Origin of the sequence: Amycolatopsis sp. lyj-23 (genome assembly GCF_046549135.1) — a bacterium.
In the GTDB taxonomy this organism is placed as follows: Bacteria; Actinomycetota; Actinomycetes; order Mycobacteriales; family Pseudonocardiaceae; genus Amycolatopsis.
In genome coordinates, this window is sequence record NZ_JAJPWN010000017.1 from 103,820 (window position 1) to 119,590 (window position 15,771).

The window sequence follows — 15,771 nt, forward strand, 5'->3', positions numbered from 1 at the left end:
CTCGTCACCGCCCTGTCCGCTGCCGGAAATCGTTGCGCCGACAGTAACCGTCCGGGCACCGTCATGCGCTTCTGCCGCGCCGCCTACGGTAGGGGCCAGACCGTACAGATAGGGCGGGATCTCCAGGACGTCGGCCAAGGTCCGCCGGTAGCGGAAGTCGAGCAGCTTGCGCTGCCCTGTCTCCATCCGAGACAGAGTGCTCACTGACAGATGGCATTGGGCCGCAACCAGCGCCAACGTCCAGCCCCGAGCCTCCCGAACCGCGCGGGCCAGCACGCCATAGCGGGCCTCGGCGGAAGCGCGCAGCACCTCGGGCGACGACCAGAGCGGGTGCAGAGCGTCCATCGGAACCTCCTCACCGATCGTCCCCCATCAACCACCCTGCGCGACAGACCGCGGTTGCGTGTTGCCGTTTGACAGTTCCGCAAATCCGTTGCCAGTCCCGCACGTACCTCTGCCGCTCAGGCCAGTCACGCGCGTTCCCTGAAGGCTTCCCGCTCCGATCGAGCCAGGTGCAAGGGAGATCGTCGTGACACACGGCGCACCAACCCGTCGAACGGCAAGACTGCCCCCGGCTATCCGAACTGGCCGGGGCAGTCCCCGTTCGAGCGCCGGCTCGGAATCTCTTTTTCGACGATGCCCGAAGACTCAACGTCAGGCGTCATCGTGCTCGGGCTTCACTGATCGCCCCATGAGATCCCCGACCACGTCCGCGGTTGTTTTCTTCTCGCCAATGAGAGCGACAACCGATTCCGTGATAGGCATCTCGATCCCGTGACGCTGTGCTAATTCGAGAACAGCCTTGGCGGAAGTCACACCCTCGGCGGTCTGCCTAGACAACGAAATAGCCTGAGGGAACGACATTCCCTTGCCTAGGTTGATCCCGAGAGCATGATTTCGGGAAAGGGGCGATGAGCACGTGGCAACAAGATCGCCTACGCCGGCAAGGCCCGCTAGAGTCTGAGGCTCTGCGCCCATGACTCTCCCGAGTCGGGCAGTCTCCGCCAGGCCCCTGGTAACTAGGGTAGCTTTGGCGTTCTCGCCGAGACCATAGCCCTCAGCAATACCTACAGCCAGCGTGATTACGTTCTTGACCGCGCCACCGAGTTCGCAGCCAATTAGATCGAAGCTAGTATAAGGGCGATAATATGGCGCGTGACACATACCCTGCAGTTTCTCGGCGAGAGCCCGGTCGCTGCAAGCAACTACGCCGGCAGCAGGCTTGCGTACCACGATTTCACCCGCCAGATTAGGCCCAGATATGACGGCGACACGGTCCGGCGAGAGGTTCGTCACTTCGGTAATTACCTGACTCATCAGCTTGCCGGTGCTCAATTCGACACCCTTGATGAGTGATACCAGTATGGGATGTCCATCGAGTAGTGGAAGCCAAGACTTCAGATTTCCGCGTAGTGTCTGCGCGGGAGTGCAAAGAAATATAGCTTCAGCGCCATGGGTAGCTTCTTGCGCATCGACCGTGGCGCTAATTCCTTCAGGAAGAGAAATTCCGGGAAAGTAGTACGGATTACAAGAAGAGACGTTAATGGCATCGACCACTTCGGGTCGACGTCCCCATACGGAGACTTGGCAGCCCGCGTCAGCCAGGATCATCGAAAACGCCGTACCCCAGGACCCGGCACCAAAGACCGCTACACGTGGTGGCATTCGCCAATCCTCCATCGCTTAATCCAAGCTTACATCCATTCCGGCGATAAGCTTATCAGCACGCGCGGCGGTGCTGCGTTCGCGGCGTCGTCGCCGACGTCAGCTATAGTCTGAGCGATGTCGTGAACGTTGGACGGGCGACTTTTCTGAACTTTCGCCTCCGCCGCCGTATGGACGGTTGGCCTGCGGTCATAGCTTAAGCTTCGCGAGGTCGGCGCCGATGGCCGAGCTGTCGCCTTCGACAACAACAATGAGGCGATCCGGATGCAAGGCGCCACGGATCGCGTTGTTGACATGGTCGAGAGAAACCTCCAGGAGGGTCGCGTGCTCCTGTGTAAGGTAATCGGTCGGAAGTCCGTGCTGCGTCATTTCAACAAGTCGTCCACCTACGTCAGAAACAGTCTGCAACCCGACTGGCATTGCGCCAGCGAGATAAGCGCGCGTAGTCTCCAATTCGGAACGAGTTACACCAGAATCAACGAAGTCATCAATAATGCGAATCACGTCCGCTATGGCGTCACCTGTGGCACCCGTGCTCACCTCTGATGTGACTGCGAAGAATCCGGCTGGACTACCGAAGTCGAATCCCGCATGAACGCCATAGGTGTAACCTTTCGCCTCCCGTAACTCATGACTGAGTCGAGACGAAACCGTGCCGCCGAGGATTGCCGAGCCAATGTTGATCGCAATTACGTCCATATTGAGTAGCGCGGCAAGGCGCCGACTCGGCGCGTCATGTCCGATGCGTAAGTTGTTCTGCACGGCGCCCGCTCTGGTCGCGACGACGAGGCGAGACGAAGGCTCGCTGGCTGGATCAGGCGCGGTGAAAGGTTCGTCGAGTGAGGACGACGACAGGTCGCCGAATGCATCACTGGCGAGAGACTCGATATCGAGGAAGTCGAGGTCTCCTACGACAAGAAACACGCCAGCGTCGGCCGCGTGCCCGGCGGGCTGCTCGCCGCGACCATCAGGCCCCGCACAGGCCGGACGTCCTCTCGATGGTCATCGCTCATGCCATCCCGGCCGGTCCCGCCGGTGTCTGGAAGGGCGGGAGCCGTCGGCGGCCGAGCCGCAGGTCGGTGATCAGGTCGTCGTGGGCGCGGCCCAGCTCGCCCAGCTGACGGGCCGCCAGCCGCACCCGCGGATCGTCCGCGGCCGCGCGGCACTCGGCGAGCAACTGTCCGCGCATCCACACCGTCACCAGCCGGACGACGAGCCGGCCGAGGGTTTGGTGTGCAGTACACCAGCTCGGCCCTCGGACAGTTCTGCCGCGGCCCAGCGGTCGATCCGGTCGATCAGCACGCCGCACGCGGCGTCGCGGGCGTGGACCGTCCGGGCGGCCGCGGCCAGCAGCGGATCGTCGGCGCGGGGATCGCCGGCGGATCCGGTGCGCGCCGGCGCAGCCGACGTTCGTCCGCCAGCGCTGCGGCGGCGTCGAGCACCGCGTGCCGGTAGCCGCCGGGCGGGACGGTGGTGAACGCGCGCACCACGGCCGCCGCCTTCGGCGGCGTCGTGGCCGTCGGCCCGGTCAGCGCGACCGCCAATGCGGTCACGATCCGGCCCCTCGCGCCTCGTCGGCGCCGGGCACGGGACGGCCGTCGCGCTCCCATTCGGTGAAGCGGACGACGATCCGGTCCCACAGTCCCGGCTCCCCGGTCTCGGCGACGTGCATGCGGACGCGGTGCGCCTGTTCGTCCCAGCAGGCCAGGACGCGCACACCCGCTCGGCCGTCGACGTCGAGGAACAGGTGCTCATCGATCCGGCGCTGCACCATGCGGCGCCGGTGCTCAACGGCCGGCAGGCCGACGCGCACGATCGCTTCGGCGGCCTGGTGCTGGATGCCGGGCACGACCACCGCCGGCACCAGCCGGGCGGTTTCCAGCTCGGCGAGCAGCCCCGCGCGGTGGTCCCGGCGGCGGGTCACCCGCGCCAGGGCGGTGACGAGGCCGGACAGGGATGTCCTCGGTGGGATCAGGGTCGCGGTCATCGCGCGGGTGCTCCTTCGCCGGTGGGGGGCCGCGGTCCGGGGCTGGTCGGGGGTCAGCGCCGGGGCCGCTGCCGGTCGGAAGGCTCTGGGATGGTGCTCGACGGCGGCGAGATCGCCGGAGCACCACCCCGGAGCGGATACACGCCGCCCAGGTACCGTGTTCCCAACCTGAGTGACGTAGGTCATGATGACGACCGTACAACTGACGATCGTCAGAAGTGGATACTCCGATCGGGTGTCCTTGCGCATGCGAAGCGTTAGCAGACGTGAGGGCACTACCAGGCAGAACAGGAGCAACGCGTGGCGACGACCAGCCCGTCCGCGCTGAAGTGGTGGTTCGCCGTCGCGATGCGACGCCTGCGCGAGGCCGCCGGCGTCAGCCGCGAAGCCGCCGCTGCCGCGATCCAGGGCAGCGTCTCGGCCATCGCCCACATCGAGAACGGCCGCTCACTGCCCAAACCGCTGGAGCTGGCCAGCCTGCTCGCCCTCTACGGCGTCGCCGAGCGGACCGAGCGCTTCCAGCGCCTGCGCGAACGCGCTCGCAAGGGCAAGGACTGGTTCGGCGGCGACGAGCAGCAGGGCGACTTCCCCGAGGACTTCGGGCTGTTCCTGGGCATGGAGTCCTCGGCCAGCCAGCTGGAAGGATGGGACGCCAACGTCGTCGCCGGCGTTTTCCAGACCCGCCGCTACGCCGAGGCCACCATCCGCGGCGCCGAACCGGACCTGTCCGACGAGGAGGTCCAACGCCGCGTCGACCTGCGGATGGCCCGCCAGCACATGATCTTCAACGAAGGCGAACCTCCGCTGGTCTGGCGGGTCGTGGCCGCCACCGCCCTCGAGTGGGAAGTCGGCGGCAAGGACATCCTGCGGGAGCAGCTGCTGCACCTGGCCGACCTCGCCGACCGGCCCGGCATCAAATTGCAGGTGCTTCCCACCACCGTCGGCGCGCACACTGGCGTGGAAGGGACCTTCACCATCCTGTCCGCGCCGCCGGAACTCGAGGACTACCCCGGCTGCGTGTACGCGGAGACGCTGGTCAAGCCGTACTACTACGAGGAGCTGGAGCAGATCAGGAAGTACCGCAACGCCTTGACCGAACTCCGGATCAAGGCCAGCAAGCCGGAGAAGACTTCGGTGCTGTTCCGTCAGCTAGCAAAGGACCTGTGACCGATCATGAAGTTCGAGGACGCCGTTGCCGCCCTCGCCCACGCGACCAACTGGCACAAAGCTTCCTACAGCAAGGAAAACGGCGGCTGTGTGGAAGTCGGATCCGTTCCCGGCGTGGTCGGAGTCCGCGACACCAAGCTCGGCGCCGCCAGCCCGATCCTGGTCGTCGACCCCACCGGATGGGACGCGTTACTGCGTGACATTAAGGACGGCGAGTTCGACCTGTAGATGCCGTTGGGTCATCCCCACCCGCGGAGAATGCCCCTGACCACCGTTGCTGGCCAGGGGCATTCGCTCGCTGAGCCGACAGTGCTCCCCACCCGATGATGCTCACCTTCGCCGCTCGCGGCACAGCCCTGTGCAGTTCTCCACGCAGGTCCTTTCCGGCCTGCGAGGCTGGAGCCGACGACAATCCGGACGTCGTCCCAGCGGGTCAGCAGTCGCTCCACGGATACAGCGCACTGAAATCGTCGAAGGCGGCGTTCAGATCCGCATCCCGGGCCGCCTCATCCACGAAGATCGATGATCCGGCAACGACGCCGGCGGCGTCGAGCACCCCGGCAACCGCGTGCACGATCGCCGCGTACCTGCTCGGCGGTACGTCTACCAGCAGCCGCACCCGAAACTCACGCGCTTCCACATCGTCCACGATGCCCGTAGCCAACTGGTGACACCAAGGCCCCGATCGGGCTCGCCGGATGTGGCCGCTGAGGAAATGCGTAAGGCCAGGGGCCCGGTATTCCCCGGGTGCACCTGGCCCCGCGACTCGCGAACGTCCCGTGGACGCGCGCTCCGCACGCCACCGTCCCGCAGATGCGTGCCCGGTAGTCGAGGTCAGCGGCGCCTGCTTCACCTGGTCGAGCGGACCTCGGTCCCCTCTCGGCGCGTCAGCGGGCCGAGCCGGCGGCGGAGCGGTGATCGAGGTGCCCGTGACTCTTGAACCGCGGTGGACACACCCCACCACTACGAAGTACTCGGCCGGCTGATGTCGGCCCTGTTCGACTCCGGCGCGCCGGGCATCCTTGAAGGCGTGAAGAACTTCCGGTTCTGGGAGACGGTGGAGGGAGACTTCTCCCTGGATTGGGACCGCGTCGCCATCCCGACCGACGCTTAGTTCGACAAGGCCGCGGGCATGATGCTCAAGCTCGGCTGCGCCTGACCTGCGGTGGCTCGGCGGATCAACATTGCCGCGGGTACCCGGCGGCCAGCGAGATGCAGGCCGCCGGATGCCCACGTTGCCTTCGACGCCGAACCGTTGCCTGAGGCCGTGGGGCCGGGGGTCGCCGGGCAAGTCCACAAACGGCTGGTGCTTGGCCGCAGGCGATCGGTTTGGCGCGCGCCGGTCCGCGGTGCTCGGGTCAGGGAGCGGTGCTGCGCTGGTCGAACAGGGCGACCGCGCCCTTGGCCACGTGGGCAGCGGCCAGGCCCAAGAACAGGACCCGCGTGAGGTCGTTCTCCATCTTGAGGTGCACGACCCCGGTCTGTGTGTTTGCTTGCTGCTGCATCGTGTCGGCGAACGCGACCATCGCCCAGCGGCGGCCGTGGGCGAAGCCGGACGATAGCCGCCACGGAAGGAGGACGCCGAACGGGGTCTTCAGAAAAGTCTCGGTTGCGGCGACCGCTCCGGAGCTGGTGTAGCCGCCGCTGATCGGCTTGAACGGTAGGGAGCACTTCGTGGCGACTGCTTCGATCTTGTCTTTCCGGTCCTGCAGCGATGTGGGGACCGAGATGCCGGCGCCGGTAGCCGCTCGGTCGCCGTCCTTCACGTCGGCGATATTCCACCTCAAGGCGCGTGCGATCCGCTCGTCCTGCGTGGTCGGGCTCGCGATCCAGACTGCGGTCGAGGCGCATTCGAGGACTCCGCGTGCCAGCGTTGCCGGCGCCGCGAGATGCAGGAATCCGGACTGGACTACCAAGGCGCACAGGGCATGCAAGTGGTCGATCGCAGAGGTGATGCTTGTCTGCACGGCGTGCGACACGTGGTAGGGATCGCAGCGGAGGTCGTCTCCGGCCAAAGGACTGCCGGGCGCAACCACGAATCCGGTATTGGATCCCGAGCGCTCGGCCAGTTTCTCGGCCAGTGTCGCGATCTCCCGCCACTTTGCCTGCGTCCGCTCGGGGGTCGGAGTTGTCATCGCGCCATCCCACATCGCCGATCCGCGCCGGAGCAAGCGCAATTGACGACTCCTGTACGCGCGGACCCGGGAGCTCACGTGCGTGACCAGCGAGTTTGGCGTAGGACGGCGAGGATCCGCTAGCGCGGAATCCACTTTCGGGTGACACGCGCGCATCGGTCCCCGCTGGGATTCCTCGGCGGAGGTGGTTAGCAGCAGTGCTCGCCGCGCCCGGCTTCGCGGCCTTCTTCGACCGCGGCAGCGGCGTTGACCAGCGCAACACCGGGTCGGCCTAGGACAAGCCGTACAACGAGTTCAGCAGCAGCCTGATCATTGGCACCCTGGACAGATACGTGCAAGCACGATTTGTTCGGAGTCCGCGACCGTGTTCGTGGACCCGAGCTTCCGCCCGGCGCGCCGTTGCGCGGGCAACGGGAACGGGATCCCCAGCAGCGACCCCGCCATCAGCACGATGTCCACCGTCGAATGCTCCGCTGACTCGCGCCGCGCAGCGACCGATGCGCGCCGCGAGAAGTTGCGATGCGCTGAGTGGGTCGCTCCCCTCAGGGCAGCGGGTCGGTGGCGGGTTGGAAGTGGGAAGGGCGGGGGCTGACGCCGGTGAGCCAGCGGGCCAAGTCGTCGTACTCGTCGGGAAGGGTATCGATTTGCCGTGCGAGGTCAACGTACAGGGTGGTCACGGCGCGTCGGCAGTCGTCGCGCACTTCGCCCACGGCGGCGCTGGCGCCATGCCTCCTGGTGGCACATCAATGGGTTCTTGGGCTCTCAGTGCAGTCGGCGTCCATTTGCGGAAGCGGTCGGCGGCGAGGGCCGGCCCAGCGGGCGACCTGCGGGGCAGCGCTACGTTGCGCGGGACCGGTGCGGTCTTCGGCGCCGCACGAACTTCGCCGCCCGGTTCAGGGCTGCGGTGAGCTGCCTGTGCCAGATGATGCGTAGGTCGCTACCGTTAGTGCAGGCATGAGGGACGTGGTGAGGGGGCTGTCGTGGACACTGGGCGCAGGCCGCGCCGGGCGGTTCCGTTTCTGGATCGGCGGGAACCTCGCGAGCTGATCCGCGAGCATCTGCGCGGGATACCAGGGAAGCCCGGGCTGGTGTGTGTTCACGCCCGAGGCGGCTTGGGCAGCTACAGCCTCGCAGCCGAAGTGTGCGAGGACCAGCTTCTGGACCACGACTGTGTCTATGTCGAGGTTCAGGCGAGCACCCCGGACGGTGCTCTTGTTCCGCCAGGCGAGCTGCTCGGGCAGGCGTTGCGCGGGCTGGGTTTGGCCGAGCCTGACCTGCCCGGCTCCGACGCCGACCGAGCCCACACCTACCAGCGGAAGTCGGCCGGACGCCGGTTCGTCCTGCTGGTCAAGGACGTCGTCGCGGCCGAACAGGTCGAGCCCCTCATCCCAGACTCCGCGCCCAATGCGGTGGTGCTGGTCACCAGCCGGCGGGCGCTGCGCAGGCTCTATCCGCACGGTTTCCTGGCCGTAGGGCTGGAGGGATTACCGCCGCCCGAGGCCCGGGAACTGCTGCTGACCAGCTTGGGGACCACAGCTCGTGAACTCGACCCCGCTCTGATCGACGAACTCGGCGCTCTATGCGACGGCCACCCGCTGCTGATCCGGTTGGTCGCGGCACACCTGCTGGGGCGTGCCCGGGCCGCCGAGCCGCTGGTCGCCCGGATCAGACGGTCGCGCGCAGCTTTGTTGGAGCTCGACGTGACTCAGCCCGTCGCGTCGTCGCTGAAGCTTGCCTACGACGGCCTGAAAGACACGGTCCGGCAGGCATACCGCCGGGTGGCGCTGATCCCGGGGCCCGGCTTCGCGCCCGCCGCGGCCGCCATGGTTTGCCGTACCGACGTCCTGACCGCGTCAGAGCTGCTGGACGAACTGGTCGACGCCTGCCTGCTCATGTTCGACGACGCCAGCGGCCGATATGCGTTCCACACCGTGGTCCGCGAACACGCCAAGCTGCAGGCCTTCACCGGCGAAGAAAGCGACGTCCGCGACGCACTGGTGGCGGGCATCACCGGGTGGTACCTGCACGAGGCCGTGGCGCGCGACGCCGCGTTGTCGGGCCGATGGCGGGTGGGGCAGGTCTTCGCCGAGCAGGCCGCATCCATGCTGCCGGGGCCATCGAGGGACGAAGCGATCGCCTGGTTCGACGCGGAGTGGCGCAACGTCGCAGCCTGCGTCGAGGCTGCTGCTCGCGTCGAACGGCACGACATCGCGGGGCAGCTGTGCGTCGCTCTATTCAAGTTCCTGCACATGCACGGCCACACGGACGCGTGGCTGGAGACGCACCGGATTGGCATTGGCGCTGCGGAGCAATCCGGGGACGACGCGGCGGTCATGCAGCTGACGAACCAGCGCGGGGCGGCCTGGATGGCCGTCGGAGACCTCGAACGATCGCGTGCCGACTTCGAGACGTCCCTTGCGGCAGCGAGGCGCACGTCGCATGTTCTCGGTGAGCAGTCGAATCTGGAGTGGCTCGGCAAGGTGGCGGCTCGGCGCGGCGACCTGGCCGAGGCGTTGCGGTGGTACGACGAATCCGAACGCGTGGTCGAACAGGCCGGCAGCGGGATCCCGGACGACCAGGTGCCGCGGATGCGGGCGCTGCTGGACTTGCAGCGCGCTCGCGCCTATTGCCTGGGGAGCGACTCGCCGACGGCGCGCGCTGCGGCGGAACGTGCCTTGAGGTACTTCGACGCCGCTTCCGGCGAGCGGGAGAATCGGGCGAAGTGCCTGATGGTCCTTGGTGACGTCTTGACAGACCGCCAGGCCGCTGCTGACGCTCATCGAGTGGCGGCTGAGCTGTTCGCGGCCGACGGTGTCACCCAATCGGAGGCCGAAGCCTGGCATCGCGTCGGCCTGCACTACCCGGACGACAGGGCGGCGCTTGAGCGCGCCCAGGAACTTTACGCGCAGCTCGGCGATGCGCGAGAAGACGAAATCCGTCGCTTGCTCGAGTCCTAGTGGACGGTGAGGTGGACCCGCTGGGACCCCAGCAGGACATCAAGGTGGCTGTTCGAGCCGGCGTGCAGGTCGAACCAGGGGAGCAGGGCGGCGCTCGCGGTTTCGGCCAGGCCGGGCTCGGACGCTTCCACGACGGCCGTAGCGCCGTCCCGCACGGTTACCCGGCAGGCTCCGCCCTGGCGCTGTATCACGAGGTGGCAGACGGGGTGAGTGGCGAACACCTCGGCCGGCGCTGCGCCGGCTTCGGGAACGAGCACGACGGCGGCGAGGGCGTAGAGGTCTCGCCGAGGATGATCGTAGGCAACGACGAGATACCCGTCCCCGGATTCCGGCGGGCCGCCATGAGTAGCCGTCACATCGGCCGGCCACCGGCCCGCTCGAACCGAGCGGTCGTCAACGATCTCTGTGACCGCCCACCATGCCCGGACGTCCTCGCGCAGGGGCCGCAGGTCGCTCGCGCGGTACGCGGGGAGGAGAGGAGCGGCAGCCGGCTCAGGTAGATCCATCAGAGCGTAAAACGTGCGACGCAGCAGCACAGCTGACTCGCCTGGGGTCGAGGTCACCAGGTCGCGAACAGTTTGCGGCGACGCTGCGACGTGACGGAGCTGCGGTGCCAGCGGTGCGTGCTGATCGAGGCGAGGGGCGGTCCGGCCGAGAGCGCCGATCGCGGACTGCGCTACGACGTCGTCCTCGGGGAACGTGGCCAGCAGGGTGGGCATGCCCATCGCCGCAGCGTAGCCGGTGACCGCGCCATGATCACCAACCACAACATCGGCGGCCAGCAGCGCCTGTTGCCACCCGCGTACCGGCGGGACGAGGTGCAGTCCTGCGCGCAGGCAGTCGCCAAGCCACAGCCGGATCTGGGCGGGACCGTGAGCGAACCAAATGTTGGGATGCAAGGCCGCGCAGACCAGATTTTCCTCGAGGTCAAGTTCTGCGAGCAACCGGGCTATCAGGTCGGGAAATCGACCGAATAACGACCGTGGCCCCCAGGTGGAGGACACGAAAACCACGGTGGTGTCCGGAGTGGCGCCCAGAACATGCCGGTAAGCCGGGCGCCCGGTCCTGCTGACGTTGAGCCGGTCGAAGCATGGATCTCCTGCGACCACGCCAGCATGCGCCGCTTCAGGAACGGCGAGGGACAGCCTCTCGAATTCATCGTGATGCGTGAGAACGACAGCGCTGGGAACGACAACGCCGGCTTGAACAAGCCACTGGGCGGAGAGTCCGTATACGTGCCGGCTTCCGGCTTCCGGCTTCCGGCTTCCGGCTTCCGGCTTCCGGCTTCCGGCTTCCGGCTTCCGGCTTCCGGCTAGAGTATTTAGTGTATCCGATTCCGTGGGAGAGGATCGCGAGTGGCGCGGCAATTTCGTGCAGATTCCCACTATTGTGTACTGAAATGGCGAGATCGAATTCAGTGGCGAGTGCTTGGTGCCAGGGCAGCACGACAGCGCCGAGCTCGGTCAATTCCGGTTCGACGCCGGCTTCGGCTGCCGAGGCGCCGGGAATGGTGTACACCAGCTGGACGCGCCGGTCGGAGTCGAACACGGTCAGGATGTCGTGCAGCCGGTTCAGCGCGGTCACCGTGTGGACGACCACGAGGGCGGTGCGTTCGATCGGTGCGGTGTTCCAGCGCCGGCTCTGCGGTCCGACGGGGACCTTGATCCAATGACTGGCTGACACGTTCGGCGCTCCTGCGTGCGGTCGATCTTCGAGAACGGTACTCCGGGTGTCAGCCGAGGTCGGGCGGCAGCGACGTTGCCGGGTCGCGGCGGCTGCGGCGGAGCTGAGCGCTGGTGAGTCCGGTGGCGGTGCGGAGGTCGGCGCCGGCCACGCCGGTGTTGGTGAGGATGGTGCCGTCGAATCGGCTGCCGGCGAGGTCGGTTTCGCTCAGATCGGCGTCGGTGAGGTCGCTGTCGCGCAGGTCGGTGTCGCGAGCGACTGCGTGGGCAACGGTGGCCCGGACGGCGTGGGCGCCCCTCAGCGTGGCGCCGGTCAGATCCGCCTTGCGCAGGTTGGCCCGGTCCAGCTGCGCTCCTTGTAGGTGCGCACCGCGCAGGTTCGCGCCGGTGAGGTCGCAGTCGGTGAGGTCGGCGTCGCGGAGGTCGAAGCCGGAGAGTTCCGCCCCCGGGATCCTCGCGCCCCGCAGGACGAGCACGTCGTGGCGGTCGCGTGCGGGGGTGCCGCGGTCGCGGAGGGTCTCCAGTGCGGCGACCACGTCGTCGGTGCGGCCGTCGTCGGCGTGGGCGCGCAGGTAGCCGGTGACGGTCCGCAGGACCCGGTCGCGGTCGCGGGGTGAGTCGTGCAGGATTCGGTCGAGCGCCCGATGCCCACCGGCGCGGACGGTGACGTCGTCGGAGCCGAGCTGGTCGACGGCGCTGGTGAACCGGTCGGTGTACTGCTTGTCGCGGTCGAGGACGAACTTGCGGCCGGTGTAGTAGAGACCGGCGGCGACGAACGCGGCGCTGAGGACGGTCGCGACCTGGCCGCGGATGGTCCCGACGGCGGCGATGCGGTCCTTAGCGTCCAGCCGGTCGAGGTCGGGACCCCCGAGCCAGGTGACGACCGGGCCGAACAGGACCCACAGGATCCCGGCGACGCCCGCGACCACGATGAGGGCCAGCAAGATCCTGAGCACGACTCGGTTCATGCCCGACATTGCACTACAGGGCCGTACTGTCCGGCGACACAGGGTGGCATCGGCCGGTAGGCTGGTGGCGAACGGAGGGGGACGAACCGGTGGCGACGTCGCTCGTTCCGGACCACATCCAGGGCCGGAACCCGCACTACGTGAATCACGAAGACGAGCTGGCAGAGGCGGCCGCGGCGGTCGCGGCAGCCGAGGGCAACCTGGTGATCGTGTTCTCGGGACCGCCGGGCAGCGGGAAGACCGCCACCGCGCGTGAGCTCGCGTTCCGGATCAAGTCCTGGTTCCCGGACGGTGTCCTGTTCGCTGATCTTCGTGGCGCCCTCGATCGCGAGGGTGCCGAGGCCGAAGTCTTGCGAACGTTCCTCGTCGAGCTCGGCGTCGACGCGGCGAGCGTGCCCGACCGGGTGGCTGCGCTGCGCGCCAGGTACCAGACGTTCACCGCCGGACGTCGGCTCCTCGTGGTGGTCGACGGTGCCGTCCGGTCGAGCCAGGTGCGAACGCTGATGCCCGGCGACGGCCGGTCCCTGGTGCTGGCGACGGCCGGCCAGGGGGTTTCCGACCTCGCGGTCGATACACCGGTGAAGTTCTTCGAGCTGTCGCCCCTGTCGGACGTGGCGGCGCTGGAGCTACTGCAACGGCTGCTCGGTGCCGAACGGGTCGCGGCCGAGCCCGGCGCAGCGGCCGAGCTCATCGTCCTCTGCGGCCATCTCCCGATCGCGTTGTGCGTGGTCGCGAGCATGCTTCGGCGGCCGCGCAACCGCACGATCGCGAGCACGGTCGAACGGCTTCGCGACGAGCATCGTCGGCTTTCGGTGCTGTCGCCGCCGTCGGATCTGTCGGTCGACACCGCGTTCACTGCCGCATACCGGCAACTCGGTGACTCCGCGCAGCGGTGTTACCGGGCGCTGGGGTTGGCGCCTCGGACCGGCCGGGTGAGCGCTGAAGCGCTGGCCGAAGCCCTGGCGGAGCCGTTTTACGAAGTCGCGGAGAGTCTCGCCGAGCTGTGGGAGAGCGGCTTCATCGAGGAGATCGGCCCGGATCGCTACGCGGTCAACGACCTCGTCGCCCTGCATGCGTCCTTTGCAGATGGACGTGCCGACGCGGAGAAGGCGGCTGAAAGCGCCCGGCTCGTGGCTTTCCACCATCAGCGCAGTTATGACGCCGATGCGATGCTGATGCCGGCGCGGCCGTGGCGGCGGATGCTGTTTCCCGAGCTCCGCTCGCGAGGCGCGTTCGGCGACGCCGAGGCAGCGCTGGCCTGGCTGGAGGAAGAGCGCCAGACGCTGGCGAGGCTCCTCAGCTACGCCTACGAGATGGGCGACTTGGAGACGGTGTGTTCGTGGTGTGTGCTGCTGTGGCCGTTCTACGAGTCGGGTAAGCATCTCGGTGATCTTTTCGCCACCCACGACGCCGGCATCGACGCGGCTGAAGCGTTGCGGCGGCCGGATCTGGAGAGCTTGATCCGCCTCCAGAAGGCTTTCGGGCATTCCTGGGCCGGCGAGCTGGGCACTGCCGCGTCGTTGTTCACCGCCGCCGCGGAGTGTGCTCGCGTGGCGGGGATTCTCGAACTGGAAGCCACTGCGCTAGAAGGGCTCGGGTTGACTCGTCTCGAGCAACGCGACGCCGACGCGGTGGCGATACTCCGGCGGAATCTGGAGCTGGCAGGAAAGATCGGTGACGGCCGGCGTATCGCGCTGGCCCAGCTGCATCTGGCCAAGGCCGAGCCGCCCGATATCGCGCTTCGCCTGCTCGCCGAATCGGGCGCGTACTTCGAGAACAACGCCGACGTCGTTAATCGGGCCAAATGTGCGACCTGGCAGGGTAAGCACCTGCTCGCCGCGGGACGAAATCAACAGGCCAAGCGGGTGCTTGTGGAGGCCGTGAAGTTCATGGCGGCCAGGGGACGCCGGTTCGACCAGGCGGAGGCTCTGGTGGCCTTGGGCGATGTCCGGCGGGAAACCGGCGACGTCGCCGATGCGCGGGACAGCTGGCGCGAGGCGTTGAGCTGTTACGACGATCTTGGGTTCGCTGTCTGCGCCAGGGAGGTCCGGAACAGGCTCGCGAGCCTGCCGGGTTAGCCGCCCGTGACGGTGACCTCGATGGCGCGCTGGCCGACGGTGAGCGTCCAGGTGCCGGTGGGGTCCGTGCGGCCGCCGGCTCGGGCTTGGAGGGCGACGGCGGCGAACAGGCCACCGGCCGTGCTGATCCGGTGCACGTTGCCGTTGCGATCGCCCAGGAGCCAGTGCCCGTCGTCGGCTGGTGCAGTGGCGAAGACGGCGCCCGGCGCGTGGTCGAGCGCATCGGCCATCCAGCGCGGCGTGCCCTCCCCCGGGGCGCCGACGATGACGTCGGCCAGCTCGTACCACCGGCGCGTGGTCTCGCCGGGTCCGACGACCAGCCACAGGTCGCCGGCAGCCCCATCCGTGCGTAGTCGTTCCGCGGGGAAACGAGTGAGGTGCGCACTGGTCGGACCGCCGAGCGTGACGTGCACGAGGTGGGAGTCGCAGCGTTTCAGCGCCTGGTCCGGGAGCGGCAGCAGCGGTGGATCGGCGGCCGTGTCCGGCTCGGGCACGCCGAGCAGGTCGTAGAGAACTGTGCGCAGCGCGGCGGCCGATCCGCCGGGGAGCGACGTGGTGAGGGACGTGACGTCGGCGAGCCGGTCGGGAGCGTGGTTGGCCATGAGCTTGCGCAGCTGGCCGGCCAGGTCGCCGAGCTCGTCCAGCCGGGGAGCCCGACGAAGGAACATGCCGATCGGGGAGTCGGGAGCGACGGTGTGATCCGGCGTCACGGCCAGCGCGACCGGAGTGCCCAGAGCGGCCGCGTAGAAGGTGACGGAACCGTGATCGCCGATCACCGTGTCCGCGGCGACCAGGGCAGCGCGCCAGTCGTCGACGTCCTCCAGCACGGTCACTCCCGCGCGAGTGCAGCTCGCCAGCCATTGGCGTACCTGCCACGGGGAGTGCCCCCACCAGACGTTCGGGTGGACGGCCACCGCGACTCGGAACTCGTCGGCGGGAAGTCGAGCACCGAACGCGGCCGGCAGCCCGGCGCGACGTCCCAGCAGCGAATCCGGCCCCCAGGTGGACGACACCACGATGAGGGATTCGGTATCGGTAACGCCCAGCGCTGTCCGGTACGCGGCGCGACGGATTCGGGACGCCGTGATCTGATCGAAAGCGAGATCGCCGACGACCCTGCCGCGGTCCACAG

16 protein-coding genes and 1 pseudogene are annotated in these 15,771 nt (G+C 67.8%); 5 read left to right on the top strand and 12 right to left on the bottom strand.

Going from position 1 to position 15,771, the window contains the following annotated elements; genetic code table 11:
• Window positions 1-126: 126 nt before the first annotated feature.
• The 6 genes and pseudogenes from ACLJPY_RS36260 to ACLJPY_RS36285 all read right to left on the bottom strand — a co-directional run.
• Window positions 127-345: pseudogene (locus ACLJPY_RS36260) on the bottom strand (helix-turn-helix domain-containing protein); the annotation flags it as partial.
• A 309-nt stretch (window positions 346-654) separates the two neighbouring features.
• Complete coding sequence (locus ACLJPY_RS36265; protein ID WP_410595511.1) at window positions 655-1,680, bottom strand: NAD(P)H-dependent glycerol-3-phosphate dehydrogenase; 1,026 nt, start codon at window positions 1,678-1,680, stop codon at window positions 655-657.
• 174 nt (window positions 1,681-1,854) lie between these two features.
• A complete protein-coding gene (locus ACLJPY_RS36270) occupies window positions 1,855-2,589 on the bottom strand; it encodes a M16 family metallopeptidase (protein ID WP_410595512.1) in 735 nt (244 codons plus the stop codon).
• Window positions 2,590-2,674: 85 nt separating this feature from the next.
• Window positions 2,675-2,854, bottom strand: coding sequence for a hypothetical protein (locus tag ACLJPY_RS36275; protein ID WP_410595513.1), 180 nt, complete (start codon window positions 2,852-2,854; stop codon window positions 2,675-2,677).
• Between the two features lie 106 nt (window positions 2,855-2,960).
• Entirely contained in the window at window positions 2,961-3,218 is a 258-nt protein-coding gene (locus tag ACLJPY_RS36280; RefSeq protein ID WP_410595514.1) for a hypothetical protein, read from the bottom strand.
• On the bottom strand, window positions 3,215-3,652 hold the full coding sequence (locus ACLJPY_RS36285) for a hypothetical protein (RefSeq protein WP_410595515.1): 438 nt from the start codon (window positions 3,650-3,652) through the stop codon (window positions 3,215-3,217). Before ACLJPY_RS36285 ends, ACLJPY_RS36280 begins: the two co-directional genes overlap by 4 nt.
• Window positions 3,653-3,952: 300 nt before the next feature.
• Between ACLJPY_RS36285 and ACLJPY_RS36290 the strand changes: the two genes are divergently transcribed.
• Together ACLJPY_RS36290 and ACLJPY_RS36295 are read left to right on the top strand one after the other, a co-directional pair.
• On the top strand, window positions 3,953-4,819 hold the full coding sequence (locus ACLJPY_RS36290; protein ID WP_410595516.1) for a helix-turn-helix domain-containing protein: 867 nt from the start codon (window positions 3,953-3,955) through the stop codon (window positions 4,817-4,819).
• A 6-nt stretch (window positions 4,820-4,825) separates the two neighbouring features.
• Entirely contained in the window at window positions 4,826-5,047 is a 222-nt protein-coding gene (locus ACLJPY_RS36295; RefSeq protein ID WP_410595517.1) for a DUF397 domain-containing protein, read from the top strand.
• A 205-nt stretch (window positions 5,048-5,252) separates the two neighbouring features.
• Here the strand turns inward: ACLJPY_RS36295 and ACLJPY_RS36300 are convergent, their stop codons facing one another.
• Complete coding sequence (locus ACLJPY_RS36300) at window positions 5,253-5,468, bottom strand: hypothetical protein (RefSeq protein ID WP_410595518.1); 216 nt, start codon at window positions 5,466-5,468, stop codon at window positions 5,253-5,255.
• 297 nt (window positions 5,469-5,765) lie between these two features.
• Here ACLJPY_RS36300 and ACLJPY_RS36305 point away from each other — a divergent pair, with 297 nt between their 5' ends.
• A complete protein-coding gene (locus tag ACLJPY_RS36305; RefSeq protein WP_410595519.1) occupies window positions 5,766-5,933 on the top strand; it encodes a hypothetical protein in 168 nt (55 codons plus the stop codon).
• 244 nt (window positions 5,934-6,177) lie between these two features.
• On the opposite strand, the gene ACLJPY_RS36310 is transcribed toward ACLJPY_RS36305, so the two are convergent.
• On the bottom strand, window positions 6,178-6,954 hold the full coding sequence (locus ACLJPY_RS36310; RefSeq protein WP_410595520.1) for a hypothetical protein: 777 nt from the start codon (window positions 6,952-6,954) through the stop codon (window positions 6,178-6,180).
• 1,112 nt (window positions 6,955-8,066) lie between these two features.
• Between ACLJPY_RS36310 and ACLJPY_RS36315 the strand changes: the two genes are divergently transcribed.
• Window positions 8,067-9,911 carry a hypothetical protein gene (locus tag ACLJPY_RS36315; protein WP_410595521.1) on the top strand — a complete coding sequence of 615 codons (1,845 nt, stop codon included), beginning with the start codon at window positions 8,067-8,069 and terminating at the stop codon, window positions 9,909-9,911.
• On the opposite strand, the gene ACLJPY_RS36320 is transcribed toward ACLJPY_RS36315, so the two are convergent.
• From ACLJPY_RS36320 to ACLJPY_RS36330, 3 genes are all read right to left on the bottom strand, one after another.
• A complete protein-coding gene (locus tag ACLJPY_RS36320) occupies window positions 9,908-10,915 on the bottom strand; it encodes a hypothetical protein (protein ID WP_410595522.1) in 1,008 nt (335 codons plus the stop codon). The genes ACLJPY_RS36315 and ACLJPY_RS36320 overlap by 4 nt on opposite strands.
• 151 nt (window positions 10,916-11,066) lie before the next feature.
• A complete protein-coding gene (locus tag ACLJPY_RS36325) occupies window positions 11,067-11,594 on the bottom strand; it encodes a hypothetical protein (RefSeq protein WP_410595523.1) in 528 nt (175 codons plus the stop codon).
• Window positions 11,595-11,643: 49 nt separating this feature from the next.
• Window positions 11,644-12,561, bottom strand: coding sequence for a pentapeptide repeat-containing protein (locus ACLJPY_RS36330; RefSeq protein ID WP_410595524.1), 918 nt, complete (start codon window positions 12,559-12,561; stop codon window positions 11,644-11,646).
• Window positions 12,562-12,650: 89 nt separating this feature from the next.
• Between ACLJPY_RS36330 and ACLJPY_RS36335 the strand changes: the two genes are divergently transcribed.
• Window positions 12,651-14,639 (top strand): NB-ARC domain-containing protein, encoded by a 1,989-nt coding sequence (locus ACLJPY_RS36335; protein WP_410595525.1) that lies wholly within the window; start codon window positions 12,651-12,653, stop codon window positions 14,637-14,639.
• Here the strand turns inward: ACLJPY_RS36335 and ACLJPY_RS36340 are convergent.
• Window positions 14,636-15,652: a hypothetical protein gene (locus ACLJPY_RS36340; RefSeq protein WP_410595526.1), complete on the bottom strand. Its 1,017-nt coding sequence runs from the start codon at window positions 15,650-15,652 to the stop codon at window positions 14,636-14,638. The two genes, ACLJPY_RS36335 and ACLJPY_RS36340, sit on opposite strands and share 4 nt — an antisense overlap.
• Window positions 15,653-15,771 lie beyond the last annotated feature (119 nt).

What these genes read in the sequence shown, in the direction of transcription:
- ACLJPY_RS36330 (WP_410595524.1), bottom strand. Translation starts at nt 12,561, where the DNA reads ATGAACCGAGTCGTGCTCAGGATCTTGCTGGCCCTCATCGTGGTCGCG.
- ACLJPY_RS36265 (WP_410595511.1), bottom strand. Translation starts at nt 1,680, where the DNA reads ATGGAGGATTGGCGAATGCCACCACGTGTAGCGGTCTTTGGTGCCGGG.
- ACLJPY_RS36275 (WP_410595513.1), bottom strand. Translation starts at nt 2,854, where the DNA reads ATGCGCGGACAGTTGCTCGCCGAGTGCCGCGCGGCCGCGGACGATCCG.
- ACLJPY_RS36310 (WP_410595520.1), bottom strand. Translation starts at nt 6,954, where the DNA reads ATGACAACTCCGACCCCCGAGCGGACGCAGGCAAAGTGGCGGGAGATC.
- ACLJPY_RS36285 (WP_410595515.1), bottom strand. Translation starts at nt 3,652, where the DNA reads ATGACCGCGACCCTGATCCCACCGAGGACATCCCTGTCCGGCCTCGTC.
- ACLJPY_RS36295 (WP_410595517.1), top strand. Translation starts at nt 4,826, where the DNA reads ATGAAGTTCGAGGACGCCGTTGCCGCCCTCGCCCACGCGACCAACTGG.